The organism is Muricoprocola aceti (assembly GCF_025567005.1).
GTDB classification, from domain to species: domain Bacteria; phylum Bacillota; class Clostridia; order Lachnospirales; family Lachnospiraceae; genus Marvinbryantia; species Marvinbryantia aceti.
On the sequence record NZ_JAOQKE010000001.1, the window covers coordinates 15,356 to 33,142 of the forward strand.

General features: G+C 42.9%; 17 protein-coding genes. 16 read left to right on the forward strand and 1 reads right to left on the reverse strand.

Annotation, left to right across the window (positions count from 1 at the left end):
* Positions 1 to 11: 11 nt before the first annotated feature.
* Positions 12 to 824 (reverse strand): helix-turn-helix domain-containing protein, encoded by an 813-nt coding sequence (locus OCV47_RS00085; RefSeq protein ID WP_262652921.1) that lies wholly within the window; start codon positions 822 to 824, stop codon positions 12 to 14.
* Positions 825 to 1,150: 326 nt separating this feature from the next.
* Between OCV47_RS00085 and OCV47_RS00090 the strand changes: the two genes are divergently transcribed.
* From OCV47_RS00090 to OCV47_RS00165, 16 genes are all read left to right on the forward strand, one after another.
* Positions 1,151 to 1,459, forward strand: coding sequence for a molecular chaperone (locus OCV47_RS00090; RefSeq protein ID WP_262652922.1), 309 nt, complete (start codon positions 1,151 to 1,153; stop codon positions 1,457 to 1,459).
* 516 nt (positions 1,460 to 1,975) lie between these two features.
* On the forward strand, positions 1,976 to 3,196 hold the full coding sequence (locus tag OCV47_RS00095) for a serine/arginine repetitive matrix protein 2 (protein ID WP_262652923.1): 1,221 nt from the start codon (positions 1,976 to 1,978) through the stop codon (positions 3,194 to 3,196).
* Between the two features lie 60 nt (positions 3,197 to 3,256).
* Complete coding sequence (locus OCV47_RS00100; RefSeq protein ID WP_262652925.1) at positions 3,257 to 3,874, forward strand: CHC2 zinc finger domain-containing protein; 618 nt, start codon at positions 3,257 to 3,259, stop codon at positions 3,872 to 3,874.
* Position 3,875: 1 nt separating this feature from the next.
* Positions 3,876 to 5,219 (forward strand): virulence-associated E family protein, encoded by a 1,344-nt coding sequence (locus OCV47_RS00105; protein WP_262653434.1) that lies wholly within the window; start codon positions 3,876 to 3,878, stop codon positions 5,217 to 5,219.
* A 222-nt stretch (positions 5,220 to 5,441) separates the two neighbouring features.
* Positions 5,442 to 5,651 (forward strand): LLM class flavin-dependent oxidoreductase, encoded by a 210-nt coding sequence (locus tag OCV47_RS00110; RefSeq protein ID WP_262652927.1) that lies wholly within the window; start codon positions 5,442 to 5,444, stop codon positions 5,649 to 5,651.
* 6 nt (positions 5,652 to 5,657) lie between these two features.
* On the forward strand, positions 5,658 to 5,888 hold the full coding sequence (locus tag OCV47_RS00115; RefSeq protein WP_262652929.1) for an excisionase: 231 nt from the start codon (positions 5,658 to 5,660) through the stop codon (positions 5,886 to 5,888).
* 104 nt (positions 5,889 to 5,992) lie between these two features.
* Positions 5,993 to 7,234, forward strand: a complete 1,242-nt coding sequence (locus OCV47_RS00120; RefSeq protein WP_262652931.1) for a site-specific integrase — start codon at positions 5,993 to 5,995, stop codon at positions 7,232 to 7,234.
* Between the two features lie 160 nt (positions 7,235 to 7,394).
* A complete protein-coding gene (locus OCV47_RS00125) occupies positions 7,395 to 7,859 on the forward strand; it encodes a low molecular weight protein-tyrosine-phosphatase (RefSeq protein WP_256301465.1) in 465 nt (154 codons plus the stop codon).
* Positions 7,860 to 8,253: 394 nt separating this feature from the next.
* Positions 8,254 to 9,204 carry a TAXI family TRAP transporter solute-binding subunit gene (locus tag OCV47_RS00130; protein WP_256301469.1) on the forward strand — a complete coding sequence of 317 codons (951 nt, stop codon included), beginning with the start codon at positions 8,254 to 8,256 and terminating at the stop codon, positions 9,202 to 9,204.
* A 109-nt stretch (positions 9,205 to 9,313) separates the two neighbouring features.
* The gene (locus OCV47_RS00135) at positions 9,314 to 11,260 is read left to right on the forward strand and encodes a TRAP transporter permease (protein WP_262652935.1); all 1,947 of its coding nucleotides are present in this window, start codon (positions 9,314 to 9,316) and stop codon (positions 11,258 to 11,260) included.
* A 338-nt stretch (positions 11,261 to 11,598) separates the two neighbouring features.
* Positions 11,599 to 12,774 carry an ABC transporter substrate-binding protein gene (locus tag OCV47_RS00140; protein ID WP_262652937.1) on the forward strand — a complete coding sequence of 392 codons (1,176 nt, stop codon included), beginning with the start codon at positions 11,599 to 11,601 and terminating at the stop codon, positions 12,772 to 12,774.
* Positions 12,775 to 12,856: 82 nt separating this feature from the next.
* Positions 12,857 to 13,738, forward strand: a complete 882-nt coding sequence (locus OCV47_RS00145; protein ID WP_117449279.1) for a branched-chain amino acid ABC transporter permease — start codon at positions 12,857 to 12,859, stop codon at positions 13,736 to 13,738.
* Positions 13,739 to 13,752: 14 nt separating this feature from the next.
* The gene (locus OCV47_RS00150; RefSeq protein ID WP_262652938.1) at positions 13,753 to 14,835 is read left to right on the forward strand and encodes a branched-chain amino acid ABC transporter permease; all 1,083 of its coding nucleotides are present in this window, start codon (positions 13,753 to 13,755) and stop codon (positions 14,833 to 14,835) included.
* Positions 14,835 to 15,677: an ABC transporter ATP-binding protein gene (locus OCV47_RS00155; protein WP_117449281.1), complete on the forward strand. Its 843-nt coding sequence runs from the start codon at positions 14,835 to 14,837 to the stop codon at positions 15,675 to 15,677. Before OCV47_RS00150 ends, OCV47_RS00155 begins: the two co-directional genes overlap by 1 nt.
* Position 15,678: 1 nt before the next feature.
* Positions 15,679 to 16,398: an ABC transporter ATP-binding protein gene (locus OCV47_RS00160; protein WP_262653435.1), complete on the forward strand. Its 720-nt coding sequence runs from the start codon at positions 15,679 to 15,681 to the stop codon at positions 16,396 to 16,398.
* 99 nt (positions 16,399 to 16,497) lie between these two features.
* Positions 16,498 to 17,784 (forward strand): homoserine dehydrogenase, encoded by a 1,287-nt coding sequence (locus OCV47_RS00165; RefSeq protein ID WP_256301476.1) that lies wholly within the window; start codon positions 16,498 to 16,500, stop codon positions 17,782 to 17,784.
* Positions 17,785 to 17,787 lie beyond the last annotated feature (3 nt).

Genomic DNA, 17,787 nt, shown 5'->3' on the forward strand with positions numbered 1-17,787 from the left:
TTGTCTCCTGTTTATTTTCCCTTTTTACGATTTGGCAGAGCCTTTAGCAGCTTGGAACGCTTGAATACATCTTTCATAGTTTTATGTTCATCTACAGAAAGATGGTCAAATGGAATTTGCATTTCATCGCAGAAGAAACGCCAGAATTCTTCGATAGGATTGCTCTTGAATTTTAAAGTTTGCAAGAAACGCTGTACCTTTTTATCATTGGACATCGGTCTTTCAATGGGAGCAGATTCTGCTTCGAACTGGTGTCTTTCACGGATGGTGCGTACGATATTATCCCAATCGCTGTGAATAGTATGGAAGAAATATTCTTCCTCTTGAATATGTGAACTTTCCAAAACTTTTAAGTACAGATCATTGGCATCGGGATTTTTCTGTTGAATGATTTGCAGGCGGACAGCATCCAGCCAGTCATTCATATTTTTAATCTGCATGGTAGCGATACCGTCAACATAGATTTCAGTATCGGTCATCAATTTTATAAAATCTGGATGTTTGATGATTTCACATAAAAGCCTGTTGTTGAAGCGGCCGCTTTTCAAAAGTTCAATGGTTTCGTCATCCAGCATCAATTCGTCAATATCGGTTTGAGATTCTTCCCTGACTTCGGTAGTTCCTGCGAGCCATTCCAGAGAAACATCATAAAACTTTGCAAGTCGTGAAAGGATGGCGAGATTGAACTCTTTGTTATCTTTATTTTCATATTTGCTGATTGTTGCGGTGGAGACGTTGATTGCTTTCGCAACAAATTCCTGCTTATAATCATGTTCTTTTCTTAAATCCCATAATTTTTCCTGTGTCGATAATTGGGCTTTCATAGGTCACCTCCTGACGCAGATATTCTATCATAAACTGCATAAAGTGACAACTTGCCCCGCTTTTTCCAATCGGAAAAAATGGGGTATTTTTGCGTTGATTTTCGATAGTGGAAATAAAACGGGATTTTCGATTTTTCGGTGTATGATGTACCCAGTTCAGAGGAGAACGAAAAATTGAATGACCGTCCGAGATGAGATAAACCGCCATGATCGAAATGGGAGCGCTTTCGTAAGGGAGACTGGACAGCACCGAACAGGGGATATGCCTCCAAGGAAACATCGAGGGTAGAACGGCAAAGCAAAAACAATGCAAAGGAGAAGTTTTAATGAGATTATCTAAGTACGAAAAAGAAACGATTATTTTGACCAGCGAGGGTGAAGAGACTGTCAGCATTTATACATTCAATGCTTCTTTGAAGCGCAGGCTGGCGGAGTATTCTAAAAAATATCCGGAGATTGCAAAGTTGGTCAGATGGACTGCGGAGGGAAGCGTAACTTACGTTTTGGAGAAGTCCAGAGTTTCCGTTCGTCTACTTCCTCCATACAGTGAGGAAAGACGAAGAGCTGCCCAGGCTCTTGGGAAAAAGTACGGCATCAGCAGCGACAAAAATCATGCAGAACAGGTTTCTGCATAAGGTTTCGTGATGTGATGTTTGCAATCAAAATGCCAGTCCTGGGACTGGCGTTTTGAACTGCAAATGATTGAAGCAAAGGTAATTCACATGGAATAGAATTACTTTTGTTTTGCTCATTTGCAAAGATAAATTGCCATGGCAATTTACAAATCGAGTATGCAGGTACCGACATACGAGAGCAGGTGCTGATGGTTCACGATATAGGTGAACAGTCATCACCTGAAATTTTTTAAGAAGGCTCCAGTGGAGCGTTCTTAGAAAACGGAGAAGCTGTGAGAGCTAACTGGCCAGTGGTTTGAAACAGATTGTCCGGCAGGAGTACAGAGGGCGCAGCCCTTTGTGCATGGGTACAGGGAATGCAATATCCCTGTGCGGGTCAAGGGCGGCAGCCTTGCCCAGTCAGTGGCGTTTCGCCACTTAGTACTGGGTATTACCTGCGCATAAATGAAGCAGGACAGCAGCAAAAGCTGCTTCGATTTCCTTGACAACACTCAAAAAGAAATGGAGGAAAAGCCTTTGAGGTTGACACGACACAATGGTCGTTTCGGTAAAAATGGTGCCTATAATCCAAAGCATAATGACCGTAGGTTTGATTTGGAAAACAGCGAACACATTGATGTGGAGCGAGCCAAAAGAAATATTTATTGGGATTGTTATCGTGGAATCACAACTTCCGATAACCGTAATGCAGATGCCGAACAGGATTTTTCTTTTGAGAAAGTTGAGCAGATGTATTACACATCTCAATATAGTGATTTTATCTACTTTCAGAACGAGAGAAATATAAAGAATCGACACCCGGAGAGGAACAGAACTGTGGAGGATTTGCTGAAAAATAAAAAGACCTGTCCGGAAGAAACCATTTACCAGATTGGCACAGTAGAAGAATCTGTACCGCCGGAAATTTTGTTGCAGATTGCAAATGATTTCTTTGGAGAAATGGAAAGCAGATTTGGTACTCATGTTCACATTCTGAACTGGGCATTGCATCTGGATGAGGGGACGCCCCACATTCAGGAACGTCATGTGTTCGATTGCAAAAATCAATACGGTGAGCTTTGCCCCCAACAGGAAAAGGCATTGGAGGAATTGGGAATACCGCTTCCTGATCCGAGCAAGCCGAAAGGCAGACACAACAATCGCAAGCAGACTTTTGATGCTATGTGCAGAGAAATGTTGTTTGAGATTTGTGAACGCTATGGTTTGCATCTGGATCGTGAGCCAATCTACGGTGGAAAAGCCTATATGGAGAAAAATGATTTTATCATCGAAAAGCAGAAACAGGTCATGGCAGAAAAAGAACAGGCACTTTCAGAAATCACAATGAAGCTGGGGGATGCAGAATCTCTGGTGGAAGAAATTGCAGATACCGCTTATGAGAAAGCATGTGAAGTAATTGCGGAAACAGTTTTTGCTGAAACCCAGAAACAGGACTTGGAGGTTGTGGCGAATTATCAGAAGTGGATCACGGAAGAAAGCAATGTTTCGGCTGATAAAAAATCTGCCATCAGTAAATCTCTGGATGCCCTGCAAAACAAAATGAAGAAAACGGCGGACAAGCTGCTGAATAAAGTTTTGACCGCATTGAAGCTGCCGACAGTCAAAGAAAAGAACAAGACTGTGGTAAAGGAAAAAGCAAAAGAATCGCTGCTTGCAAAATTGCAGCGTAATAAAGAACTTGTGAAAAAGGATGGGGATTCGGATAAGAAAATCAAACAAAAAAATATGGAACGCTAACAGGCACTTGTCATTTTCTTCGGAAATGTCAGGTGCTTTTTCTATGGAGAGGAATATGCCATGAATGTGTTTGATGCAGTCAAGCAGTCTGTCACAACCAGACAGGCTGCGGAAATATATGGAGTGAAAGTCCGCAGAAATAATATGGCATCCTGCCCTTTTCACAATGATAGAATTCCGAGCATGAAAGTGGATAAGCGTTTTCATTGTTTCGGGTGTGGAGCTGATGGCGATGTAATTGATTTTGTATCAAGGCTTTATGGTATCTCAAGTCTGGAAGCAGCACAAAAGATAGCTTCAGACTTTGGGATTTCTTATGATAGTAAGCCTGTAAAAGCAAAGCCGAAGAAAGTGGTACACAAAAAATCAGATGCACAGATCTATGCAGAAGCCGAACAGCGTTGCTTTCGGGTTCTGTCAGACTACTACCATCTTCTGAGAAAATGGGAAATGGATTACGCTCCCAACATGGAAGATGAAACATGGCATCCGCTGTTTGTGGAAGCCTTGCAGAAAAAATCACATCTGGAATATCTCTTGGATATTCTGGTGTTTGGAGAAATAGAGGAAAAAGCATTGCTTGTAATGGAATACGGGAAGGAGGTGACATTGCTTGAACAACGAATTTCAAAATTTACCTGCCGAGAAGCAGAAACAAGTATTGGAAGCAGCCAGTGATATGGAAAAGCCGTGCAGTCCTGCCGAGGTCAGGGAGCGCTTAGACCGAACGGAGAATGGCGGTGTGAAGAACAGCATCAAAAACTGTCTTACCGTATTTCGTCTGGACGAAGTGCTTCATCAAAGTATCCGCTACAATCTGTTCACGGAAAAAACGGATATTGTGAAAACGCTATGGTGGCATAAGCGAAGTCCAGTGATGAATGAAACAGATGTAAACTATCTGATGTTATATTTGGAAGAAAATTATGGACTTAGTGTGGAAGCAAAAATTTCGAGAGCGATTTCGATAATTGCTGATAAAAATAAGTATCATCCGATTCAGGAAAAATTGAAAAGTTTAGTGTGGGACGGAAAGAAGCGTATCGAAAATGCCTTGCCACATTTTCTTGGAGTGGAAAAGAACGAATATACCAGTACAGCGATGCAGTTGTTTATGCTGGGTGCCATTCACAGAAGCTTTCGCCCTGGATGCAAATTTGAAATGATGTTGTGTCTTGTGGGAGGGCAAGGTGCAGGTAAGTCCACATTCTTTCGTTTTCTTGCAATAAAAGATGAGTGGTTTACAGATGACTTAAAAAAGCTGGAGGATGACAATGTGTTCCGTAAAATGCAAGGGCATTGGATTGTGGAAATGTCGGAGATGATTGCCACAGCTAATGCAAAAAGCATTGAGGATATTAAATCGTTCCTCAGCCGTCAAAAGGAAACTTATAAAATTCCTTATGATAAGCAGCCGGATGACAGGCTTCGCCAGTGCGTGTTCGGCGGCTCTTCCAATACATTGGATTTTCTGCCCCTTGACCGCACCGGAAATCGCAGATTTCTTCCTATTATGGTTTATCCGGAAAAGGCAGAGGTACACATTATGGAAGACGAAAAGGCATCCAGAGCCTATATCGAGCAGATGTGGGCAGAAGCTATGGTGATTTATCGAAGCAAAAAGTATCAGCTTTCCCTTTCAAAGGAAATGGAAGAATATCTGAAAGAATTTCAGAAGCAGTTCATGCCGGAAGATACAAAAGCAGGCATGATTCAGGGATTCTTGGATAGCTATAAGGGAAATATGGTTTGTTCCAAGATGCTTTATAAGGAAGCCTTAAATCATCCATTTGATGAGCCGAAGCAATGGGAAATTCGTGAAATCAACGATATTATGAATAATTCCATTGTGGGATGGAAGCAGTTTACGAATCCAAGGCATTTTGCTGGATATGGCAGACAGAAAGGTTGGGAGCGTGACAACCAGCCTGTGACAACTGGAACGAATAATTTTGATGGTTTTGTAGAACTGACGGAGGAAGAAGCCAAACAGATGGAGCTACCTTTTGGAAATACAGAGTAAATTGTCAGTTAAAATGTCATCGGGTTGTCGATTTGGTTGTCTGGAAAAATCCTTATTTTTCAAAGGATTTTCTACTCTGACAACCAAAACAACCTATAATTATAAAAAGAATAGAATTAAAGTAGCAGAGCTTTGTATTGGAATTTGATAGTTTGTTAAGGTCGGTTGTCGAACTTCGTTGTCATTTCCTTTTGCAAGGCTTTTTTATGGAGGTAAGCGAAAATGAATGTACGAAATGAAGTGAAATCACATCTTGTGTGCGAGGGAGTGACCATGCAGGATGTGCTTGGTAAATTGGAACAGCAGTATGGATGGAGCAGGAGCATTTCCAACCTGTCGGGGAAACTCCATCGAGAAACGCTGCGCTATAAAGAAGCCGTAGAACTGGCAGATGTGCTGGGCTACGAGATTGTTTGGAAAAAGAGGGGGTAAGTGCCTATGGTGAATGAACAGAATCAGAACGTAGATAAGTATGATATTCCTGTCTGGAGAAAGTACACTCTGAGTGTGCAGGAAGCGGCAAAATATTTTCACATCGGAGATAAAAAGCTTCGAAAGCTGATTGACGAAAATCCGGATGCAGAGTTCATTCTGTGGAATGGGTCAAGACCTCAGATCAAGCGCAGGGTGTTTGAACAATATGTAGATGAGAAATTATCTGCCATATAAAAACGGCAAATACACGATAGATTCAGAGCCAAGTTTATGATATTATATTATATCATAGCTTGGCTCTTTTCTATGACAGTTAGGTTGATAGAAAGGAGAACTGAATGTCAGAAGTAAGACGAGACAATAAAGGTCGCAAGTTATTTAATGGAGAGAGCCAGCGCAAAGACGGGAAATATGAATATAAGTATCATGATGCATGGGGCAAGAGAAAGACGGTGTATAGTTGGAAACTGACTCCGACTGACCGAGTTCCGGCAGGAAAACGTGATGATATTTCCCTGCGAGAAAAGATTAAGCAAATTCAAAAGGATTTAAACAGCAACATCACACCGGATGGTGGTAATTTCACAGTTCTGGAACTGGTGGAAAAATATATTTCCCAGAAAACCGGTGTCCGTCATAACACAAGGGCGAATTATAACTTTGTGGTCAATGTAATTAAGAAAGAAGCCTTTGGGCAGAAGCGCATTGACAAGATTAAGGTATCCGATGCTAAGGAATGGTTGATTAAGATGCAGCAGATTGATGGGAGAGGTTACAGTTCTATCCACACAATCCGTGGGGTGGTAAGACCTGCCTTTCAGATGGCGGTGGATGATGATTTGCTGGTAAAGAATCCGTTTGAGTTTCAGCTGAACACCGTTGTTGTGAACGATAGTGTCACAAGGGAAGCTATCACACGACAGCAGGAAAGAGATTTCTTAGCGTTTGTAAAGAACGATAAGCATTTCTGTAAGTACTATGATGGTATCTATATCCTGTTTAAGACAGGGCTTCGTATCTCTGAATTTGTAGGACTGACGAAGAAAAACCTTGATTTTGAAAACAGTAGAATCATCGTGGATCATCAGCTTCAGAGAACCAGAGATATGAAATATATCATTGAAGATACCAAGACAGAAAGCGGCGAGCGCATGGTGCCGATGACACCGGAAGTGAAGGAAGCGTTTCAGCGTATCCTTGCCAACAGAAAGAATCCAAAGGTTGAGCCTATGGTAGATGGATACAGTGGATTCCTGTTTCTGGATAAGAACGGCAGACCGATGGTGGCACTTCACTGGGAGAAATATTTTCAGCATATCCGTGAGAAGTACAACAAGATTTACAGAGTACAGATGCCGAAAGTTACTCCTCATGTTTGTAGGCATACTTTCTGTTCTAATATGGCGAAGTCCGGAATGAATCCGAAGACGCTTCAATATATTATGGGTCATAGTGACATCAGCGTAACGTTGAATGTTTACACCCATCTGAATTACGATGATGCAGAGGAAGAAATGCAGAAAGTAGTAGGTACAGCTTCTAAGAAATCGACAACGCACCGTAAAAGGTGCGTGTCGTAAATCTTTTGAATTTACGACAGAATTTACGACAAATGATGGCAAAAACAAGCCAAAATAAGCATAGTTATACCAAATTATGGTTGTTAAGCCTCTGTCGTAGAAATGCCGAAAAGTGGCGTAAAATCAAGGAAAATCAGCATTTTCAAGGAGTTTTAGATATATGATTAAAGTACTTTTCATCTGCCACGGCAATATCTGCAGGTCAACTTTAGCAGAAAGTGTTTTCACCCATATGGTGAGTAGTCTTGGCCTTGCCGATCAGTTTCTGATCGACAGTGCGGCGACCAGTACGGAGGAGATCGGTAATCCGCCTCACCGTGGTACAGTAAACAAGTTAAGAGAAGTCGGTATTCCTTTGGTGCCTCACAGAGCCCGGCAGATTACATGGGCGGATTATGATAGGTTTGATTATATCATTGGCATGGATACGGCGAATATTCGGAATCTGAACAGAATGTTAAAAGGAGATCCAGAGGGAAAGATCTATAAGTTCCTTACCTTTGCCGGATCAGGACGGGATATTGCAGATCCATGGTATACGGGCAATTTTGATGAGACTTATAGAGACGTGCTGGAAGGCTGCGAAGGCTTTTTGGATTATCTTAGAGAAAATGGGATGATATAAATGAATCCAAGTGCAATTCGACCGTGGAGAAAAAGAAACAAGCGAAATTCGTGACCAGATGCCAAGAAAGCACCCCGAATGCGACCCCGGAAAAGAAGAAACAAGTGAAATCCGCGGTCATGTGTAGGCTATTCCGATCAAAATCAACCCTGGAAAAGAAAATATAAGTGAAATCCGTGGTCAGGCACCAGGTATCACAGCCCGATTCGCCATCTTGAAAAGCGAAAGAGAGATTTGCAAAAAAGCATATGGACAGAAAAGGTTTTCCCTTTTGGTATAATCTATATTTCCCCTATGAAAAATTTCGTTCACAAAATGATGTGCTAAAGTATTGCATGATGTTTCACTTTTTGATAAAATGGGAAAAAAGGTTTATGAAAGAGAGGAAGTTATAATGAAGAAACTTACAGTTTTAGCAGCAGCAGCTATGTTAGCAGCATTACCTGCTACAGGCGTTTCCGCAGCAGGTGATCTGACATTTGCTACAGGCGGATCTTCAGGAACTTATTATGCATTCGGTAGTGTACTGGCTGGAGAAGTTAGCTCCGATACAGACACCAAGGTCACAGCTGTAGAATCCAATGGTTCAGCAGATAACGTAGACCAGGTAGATGCAGGAGATGCAGATATTGCATTCTGCCAGAGTGATGTTATGGCATATGCCCATGATGGAATCAATCTTTTCGAGGGTGATCCAATTGATTCTTTTTCAACCGTAGCAGCACTGTATCAGGAACAGGTACAGATCATTACCACGAATCCTGATATCAAGACCGTTGCAGATTTGAAGGGCAAGAATGTTTCTATCGGTGCTTCCGGTTCGGGTGTATATTTCAACGCAATCGATCTCCTGAATGCATATGGGCTGACAGAAGAAGACATCAACCCTACATATGAATCTTTCGCAGATTCTGCTGACAGCTTAAAAGATGGCAAGATCGATGCAGCATTCATCACAGCAGGTGCGCCTACCACAGCAGTAACAGACCTTGGTACAGCTAAAGATGTATATCTGGTAAGCATTGATGATGAACATATGAAGACTCTTCTGGAAGAGTGCCCATACTACACAGAGAACACCATTTCTGCGGATACTTACGGACTGGATGAAGACGTGAAGACAGTAGCGGTTGGTGCTGTTGTGATTGCAAGTAATGATGTAGCAGAAGATGATATCTACAACTTTGTATCTGCAGTATTTGAGAACACAGATGCGATCGAGACTGCACATGCAAAGGGCGCAGAGCTGGATCTGGACTATGCAGCATCCATTACTTCTGTACCTTATCACGCAGGAGCTGCAAAGTACTTTGAAGAAAAGGGACTTACTGTAGAGACAGAATAAGCATTGATGTTCGACTTGGACAATCAGTGAATACAAAAATGAGCAGCAGGCTGAGACAGGCTGTACTACCTGTCTCAGCCTTTTTAAGATAAGGAAGGAGGAAAACCATATGAGTGATATGGAAAAAAAATCATCTGCAGCAAATGTAGAAGTGGGGTCTGCGGCAGATGTGGATGAAGTATTAAAAAAATATGACAGAGAATCCAACACCCGTATCTGGGAGGGAAAGCCGAAGCTGGTCATCCGCTGGCTTATGGTATTCTTCTCACTGTATAGTATCTATGTGACACTGTTCAGTACAGCTATGAGACAGATTCGTCTGATGAATTTCCTTGGGATGATTCTGGTGATAGGATATTTGAATTTCCCGGCGAAAAAGGGAACTCAGAAGGTCAACCATATGCCATGGTATGATATCCTGATCATGGCAGTAGGCGCATTTGGATTCTTCTATGCATCTATTCATGGAGCAGAACTGGCAAATCTGCGGCCCAAGTTTATCAGAGGAGATATGTTCCTGCTGGTGATTGCGTGCCTGTCCATTTTGGCTATGATGGAACTGTGCCGCCGAAGTGTTGGCGTGCCGATTCTGATTGTGGTAGGTATTCTGCTGGTGTATACCTTTGTAACCGTAGATCCTACCAAGGTAATTTATGACCAGTTTTATGCCACATCCGGTATTATGAATACTCCGATTGATGTGTGCGCCAAGTATATTGTGGTGTTCCTGATCTTTGGGGCTTTTCTGGAACGGACGGGTATTTCCACCTTTTTCATTGATCTGGCCAATTCCATAGCAGGAGCTACAGCAGGAGGCCCTGCAAAAGTTGCGGTTATCTCTTCTGGTCTGTGTGGTATGGTATCTGGTTCTTCTGTTGGTAACACCGTAACCACCGGTTCCGTGACGATTCCGATGATGAAGAAGACGGGATATCAGAGTGAGTTTGCCGGAGCAGTAGAAGCAGCTGCATCTACCGGTGGACAGATTATGCCGCCAATCATGGGTGCGGCTGCATTCCTGATGGCAGAGTATATGGGCGTCAGCTATGCAGAAGTCGCATATCGTGCCTTATTGCCGGCTATTCTGTACTTTGTAGGTATTTATATCGCAGTACATCTGGAAGCAAAGAAGCTGGGCTTAAAAGGTATTCCAAAAGATCAGCTGCCGAAGTTCAGCGTTTTGATCCGTAAGATCTATCTGTTATTCCCGCTGGTACTGCTGGTAGTGCTGGTATCTACCAATACCAGATCTATGCAGTTCTCTGCATCTGTTGCGATTGTAGCAACCATTTTGGTTGGTCTTTTTAACAAAGATGACCGCATTACATTTACGAAGATCATTGATGCACTGGAATCTGGCGCAAAGGGAACTATTTCTGTAGCGGTTGCCTGCGCGATGGCAGGTATTGTGGCAGGCTGTGTAACATCCACAGGTCTGGCATCTAAGATGATCACGGCGATCGTATCCGTTGCCAACGGACATGCCATGATCGCACTGGTACTGACGATGCTTTGCTGTATCGTGCTTGGTATGGGTGTACCTACTACAGCGACATACTGTATTATGGCAGCTACCTGTGCACCGATTCTGGTAAGCCCTGAGATCGGTATTCCGGTAATTTCAGCACATTTCTTCGTATTTTACTTTGGTATCGTTGCAGACATTACACCACCGGTAGCCCTGGCAGCTTATGCAGGAAGTGCTATAGCCAAGTCCTCGCCGATGAAGACAGCCTTTACGGCCACCAGACTGGCGATTGCCGGATTTATCGTGCCTTATATCTGTGCACTGAGTCCTGCTATGCTTCTGATTGATGCAGGCCCGGCTGAGGTAGTGATGATTGTCATTACTTCGCTGATCGGTATTTTTGGTGTGGCAGCAGGTCTTAGTGGGTTCGTATACAAAAAGATGAATCCACTGATGAGAGCACTCATTGTAGTAGGTGGTATTACTCTGCTGATTCCTGGAACCATGACAGATGTGATCGGTTTTGTGATGGTAGGCGGTGTGATTCTGCTTCAGAGACTGGGAGCGAAAAAGCAGGCAGCAGCCTGAAATATAACTCATTCCGTGTAAAATGTAGAAAAAAGATAGGAACCGTATGGGAGATTATGAGATCCTCTGTGCGGTTCCTTTTTGTTACGGACCAGGAAACACTGTCAGGCTGTGTAAAGGCTTGAACTTGAAACAATTCACAAAACAAATCAAAATGATCATAATAATTTTTAAAACAAAAACTTATTTTTGCTTGCAATTCCAAAAGCAGGATGCTATAATGCAAACATGTACTTGATGAACAAACAAATGTCCGTCAAGAAAGCACAACCCTGCAATGATGTTCAGGGCGTACTCATAGACCTGAAGGTGGCAGGTGGAAAAGGAAGGGAAAAATTATGAAAAGAAAAGCTTTCACAGCAGTCGCAGCAATTTCAATGGCAATGATGATGGTGTCTCAGGCAGCAGCCGATGATAACGTAATCAAGATTGGTATCTTTGAGCCACTGACAGGAGAGAATGGTGGTGGCGGTACACAGGAAGCTCAGGCAGCTGATTATGCTAATGAAGTAAGACCAACCGTTACTGTAGATGGCGTAGAGTATACAGTAGAACTTGACAAGGTAGATAATAAGTCGGATAAGACAGAAGCTGTTACTGCAGCACAGAAGCTGGTATCTGATGGGGTAACTGGTGTACTTGGTACATATGGCTCAGGATGTGCTATTGCAGCAGGACCGACATTTGCAGAAGCAAAGGTTCCGGCAATCGGTGCTTCCTGTACGAATCCACAGGTAACCAGTGCATGTGATTATTATTTCCGTGTATGTTTCTTGGATCCATTCCAGGGTAGTGTTCTTGCACAGTACGCATGGGATGAAGGATACACAAAGGTAGCACTGATTGACCAGATCGGTGATGATTACTCCATGGGACAGGCAGGATTCTTTAACAAGAAGTTCACAGAACTTGGCGGAGAAATCGTAACAGAACAGCAGTTCCAGACAAACCAGTCTGATTTCAAGGCAATCCTGACAGAGGTAAAGGCATCTGGAGCAGAAGCGGTATTCGCACCATCCTCCATTACTACAGCGCCACTGCTTCTGAAACAGGCAAAAGAGCTTGGTGTAGACCTTCCATTCATGGCAGGAGATACCTGGTATAACTCAACCATTATCGAAAATGCCGGTGCGGAAAATGCGGAAGGTGTTGTTTGCTCTACATTCTTTGATGAAGCAGATACTTCCAGCCAGATTACAGTAGATTTCGTAAATGGTTATAAAGAATGGTTAAATGCAGACGATTCCCGTATTGAAAAGAATGGTGGAGACGATGCGATTGTTGGTAACTGTGCACTGATGTACGATGCTTACAATGTAATGTTGGATGCAATCGAATCTGCAAATTCACTGGATGGAGAAGCAATCAAGGATGCACTGGCAGCACTTCAGACAGAAGGTGTAACAGGTAAGATCAGCTTTGATGCAAATGGTGATGCAGAAAAAGATACTGCATACATTGATATCGTAGAAAATGGTGCATTCAAATTCCTGAAAACTGTTACAGCAGAATAAATTGGAAAATAAAAGAAAATGAAAGAAGGGGGCGAAACAAAGATGCTTCGCCCCGTCTTTTGTATGTTAGGAGGCAACAAATATGAGTGCTACGACGTTTGCACAGCATTTACTCACCGGTATTTCCCTTGGAGGAGCCTATGCACTGATCGCCATCGGGTATACAATGGTATATGGTATCCTGCGATTGATCAACTTTGCGCATGGTGATATTTTCATGATATCCGGTTATTTTATGATTTTTGCAATGGCATCTTTTCCATGGTTTATTGCTATTCCGGTTGCATTGATCGGAACGGTAATTCTGGGAGTAGTCATTGAAAAAGCAGCTTATAAACCACTGAGAAGTGCACCGCGCATGTCGATTATGATATCTGCAATTGGTGTCAGCTATCTGCTGGAGAATTTGGCTACTTATTTATTTACTGCTATTCCGAAAGCATATCCGGAGATTCCATTTCTGAAAAAGATCCTGACTTTTGGAGGAATTACTACATCACTGGTTACTTTGCTGACACCAGTTCTAACAGTAGTATTGGTAGTTTTGTTAATGCAGCTGATCAATCATACCAAGATTGGTATGGCGATGAGAGCAGTGTCTAAGGATACCGAAGCATCCAGACTGATGGGAATCAAGGTAGATAATACGATTTCCATGACATTTATCATTGGATGTCTCCTGGCAGGTATCGGTGCGATTTTGTATTTTACTGACCGTATGACGGTATATCCATATTCAGGATCACTTCCTGGACTGAAGTGCTTCGTAGCCGCTGTATTAGGTGGAATCGGCTCCATTCCCGGTGCAGTAATCGGTGGATTTATTATAGGTATCTGTGAAACATTCCTGGTTGCTTTGGGATACTCCACATTCTCAGATGCATTCACCTTCTTACTGCTGATTATTATTTTGCTTGTACGCCCGACCGGATTATTCGGTGAGGCTGCAACAGATAAGGTATAGAGGGGTGTGATCATATGAATAAGAAAACAAGAAATACCATATTAAATATTTTGCTGGTCGCACTGGTAGTTGGACTGTTATGTTTCTTTCAGTCAGATACATCATCTCATTCTTATGCGATCTCGATCATTGAGCGTTCTGTAATTTATGCTGTTGTTGCGGTGGCCATGAACCTGTTAAATGGATTTACCGGACTGTTCTCTCTGGGACAGGCTGGATTTATGGCGATCGGAGCCTATGTGACAGCGATTCTCACTATCCCGGTAGAGATGCGTGACAGTGTGTACTATATGAATGGAATTGTCGGATGGCTGCATGATCTGCATGCGCCGATGGTAGTAGCATTGCTGATTGGTGGACTGTTTGCAGCAGCAGCGGCAGCTTTGATTGGTATCCCAATCCTGAGACTGAAAAGTGATTATCTTGCCATCGCTACCCTCGGCTTTGCGGAAATTATCCGTGCCTTTCTGGCAGCTCCAATGATGGATCAGATCACCAATGGATCTTATGGTCTGAACAATATTCCTGGATTTAAGAATATTTTCCAGCCGGTAGCACTGGCCGTTATTTGCATCGGAATTATGGTGCTTCTGATCAATTCCTCTTATGGCCGTGCATTTAAGGCGATCAGAGAAGATGATATTGCAGCAGAAGCTATGGGAATCAACCTGTTTCATCATAAAGAACTGTCCTTTGTGATTTCTTCTTTCTTTACAGGAATCGCAGGCGGCATGCTGGCAATCTATATGAGATCAATTGATACGAAGACATTCCAGGTTATGCTGACTTATAATATTCTGCTGATCGTAGTACTTGGTGGTATCGGAAGTGTGACCGGTTCTGTTATTGGTTCTTTCCTGATTAACGGTGGACAGGAATGGCTCCGTTTCCTCGATGATGATACCTTTAAGATTGCAGGTGTACATATTCCGTTGTTCCACCCAGGTTTCCGTATGGTGGTGTATTCAATTCTTCTGATGGTAGTGGTACTGTTTTGGAGACGTGGTATTATGGGAACGAATGAGTTTTCCTGGAACGGTTTGTTTGGACTCTTTAAACGAAAAAAGAAAAAAATTTCTGCAGGAGGTGAATCATAATGGCTGAAAATGTACTTCATGTAGAAAATATGACCATGCAGTTTGGTGGTGTGGTTGCAGTAAATAACCTGTCACTGGATGTAAACAGAGGCGAAATCGTTGCATTGATCGGACCAAATGGTGCCGGAAAGACCACTGCATTTAATATGATCACCGGTGTGTATGCACCGACCAATGGAAAGATTTCGTTCAAAGGCGAGGTTATGCTGGAGAACCATCCCCAGGGAAAGATGGTGAAAAACTATCTGGGCGAAAATGATGGCAGATATGATAAGACTATCGTAAAGACACCGGATCAGATTACTAATCTGGGCATTGCCCGTACTTTCCAGAATATTCGACTGTTTAAGAGTCTGACTGTATTTGACAATGTATTGATAGCCAGACATATGCGTTCTAAGGCAAATGTTTTTTCAGCGACTTTCTGCCTGAATAAAAAAGAAGAGCAGGAAAATCGGAAAAAGACACTGGAATTGCTGAGAATGGTAGGGCTGGAAAATGAAAAGGATGAGATCGCAAGTTCTCTTCCTTATGGAAAACAGAGACGTCTGGAGATTGCCCGTGCGCTGGCTACAGAGCCGGAACTCCTTCTTCTGGATGAACCGGCTGCCGGTATGAATCCGCAGGAAACAGATGAGCTTAGTGAATTTATCTTAAAGATCAAAAATGAATTTCACCTGACCGTATTGGTCATTGAACATCATATGGAATTAGTCATGAGCATCTCAGACCGTATCTATGTACTGGATTTTGGTAAGTTGATTGCTCAGGGAACACCGGAAGTCATCCAGAATGATCCGAAGGTTATCAGTGCATATCTGGGGGTACAGGAAGATGAGTAATATATTAGAAGTAAAAGATCTGAAAGTGGCATATGGTGGAATTGAAGCGGTAAGGGGTATTAGTTTTGATGTGCCGGAAGGCCAGATTGTTACACTGATTGGATCAAACGGTGCAGGAAAAAGCTCTACTTTACGTTCGATTGTAGGACTGGAGAAGCCAAAAGCAGGAAGTATTAAGTTTCAGGATATGGATCTGATCGGTATGGGAACAGAGACGATCGTAACAAAGGGAATCACTCTGGTACCGGAAGGCCGCCGTGTCTTTGTAAACCTGTCTGTTCTGGAGAATCTGAAGATGGGAGCCTATATGCGAAAGGACAACATCGAAGAGGATTTGAACTGGGTTTATGATTTGTTCCCGAGACTGAAAGAAAGAAGCTGGCAGGCAGCCGGAACCTTATCAGGAGGCGAACAGCAGATGCTTGCCATTGCCCGTGCGCTGATGTGTAAACCAAAGCTGATCATGATGGATGAGCCATCCCTTGGCCTTGCGCCGATTATTGTACAGGGCGTGTTTGATATTATTCGAGAGATTAATAAACAGGGTGTGACAATACTGCTGGTTGAGCAGAATGCTAATATGGCATTAAATGCAGCTCATTTGGGTTACGTTATGGAGACAGGACGAATTACCATGTCCGGACCTGGAAAAGAACTGGCAGCAAATGAAGAGATCAAAGCGGCATACTTGGGAAAAGCAAAAAAGAAAAAAGAAAAGTAAGAAAGGGCGAAAAGAAATCCGGAGTCTGCTATTGACAGGCTTCGGATTCTGTTTTAAGCTGAATAACAGACTAACCGAATGGATTTTACAGGAGGAATCATGAAAGATAATAAGATACAGATCGCAATACTTGGCCTGGGCACCGTAGGAACTGGTGTATACAAGGTGCTAAAGAAGCAGCAGCCGGAGATGCTGCCAAAGCTGGGAGTTGAAGTAGAGGTTCGCCGTGTGCTGGTGAGGAATCTGGAACGTGCGGCTTCCAGAGTGGATGATCCATCTGTTTTGACGAATAACTGGGAAGATATTATTTCTGATGATACCATTGATATTATCGTGGAAGTCATGGGTGGCATGGAACCGGCTCGTACTTATATTCTGGATGCGCTGCATGCAGGAAAGAATGTGGTGACCGCCAATAAGGATTTGATTGCAGCAGATGGCCATGCACTGATGGATGCAGCAAAAGATGCAAATAAGGACTTCTTATTTGAGGCTGCCGTAGCTGGCGGTATCCCAATCATCCAGCCGCTGAAGCAGGCACTTCAAGGCAATTACATTGAAGAGATCGTTGGTATTGTAAATGGAACGACCAATTTTATTTTAACCAAGATGGCAGAAGAAGGCATGGAGTTCCAGGAAGCACTTCAGCTGGCAACTGATCTGGGCTATGCAGAGGCAGATCCTACTGCCGATGTAGAAGGTCTGGATGCAGGAAGAAAAATGGCGATTCTGGCTTCTATCGGTTTTCATTCCAGAGTCACATTCAAAGATGTCTATACAGAAGGCATTACCAAGATTACAGCACGGGATATCCGCTATGCAAAGGAAGTGGGATGCCGGATCAAGCTTCTGGGAAGAGCCCGTAATACAGAGGATGGTATTGAGGTAGGCGTTTATCCGATGCTGATCGACAGCAGACATCCGCTTGCTTCTGTGAATGATTCCTTTAATGCAGTATTTGTAAAGGGAGATGCGGTAGGCGATACGATGTTTTATGGACGTGGTGCCGGAGAACTGCCGACAGCCAGTGCAGTGGTAGGAGATATTTTTGATGTGATTAAGAATATGCACTTTGGCTGCACCGGACGAATCGGCTGTACCTGTTATAAGCAGATTCCTATGAAAAACAGAGAAAATATTATCAGCAAATATTTTATGAGAATTAAAGTAGAAGACAGACCGGGAGTACTGGCGGCAGTTACTAGTGTATTTGGTAATAACGGAGTCAGCATTGAACAGTTCATCCAGAAACGGAAGAATGATGATCTGGCAGAGATTGTGGTCATCACAGAAGAAGTCTTGGAAAAGAATTTTGATGATTCTGTGAAGATACTGAAGACGATGTCTATGATTAAGCAGATATCTGCAATAATTCGAGTATACTAATTG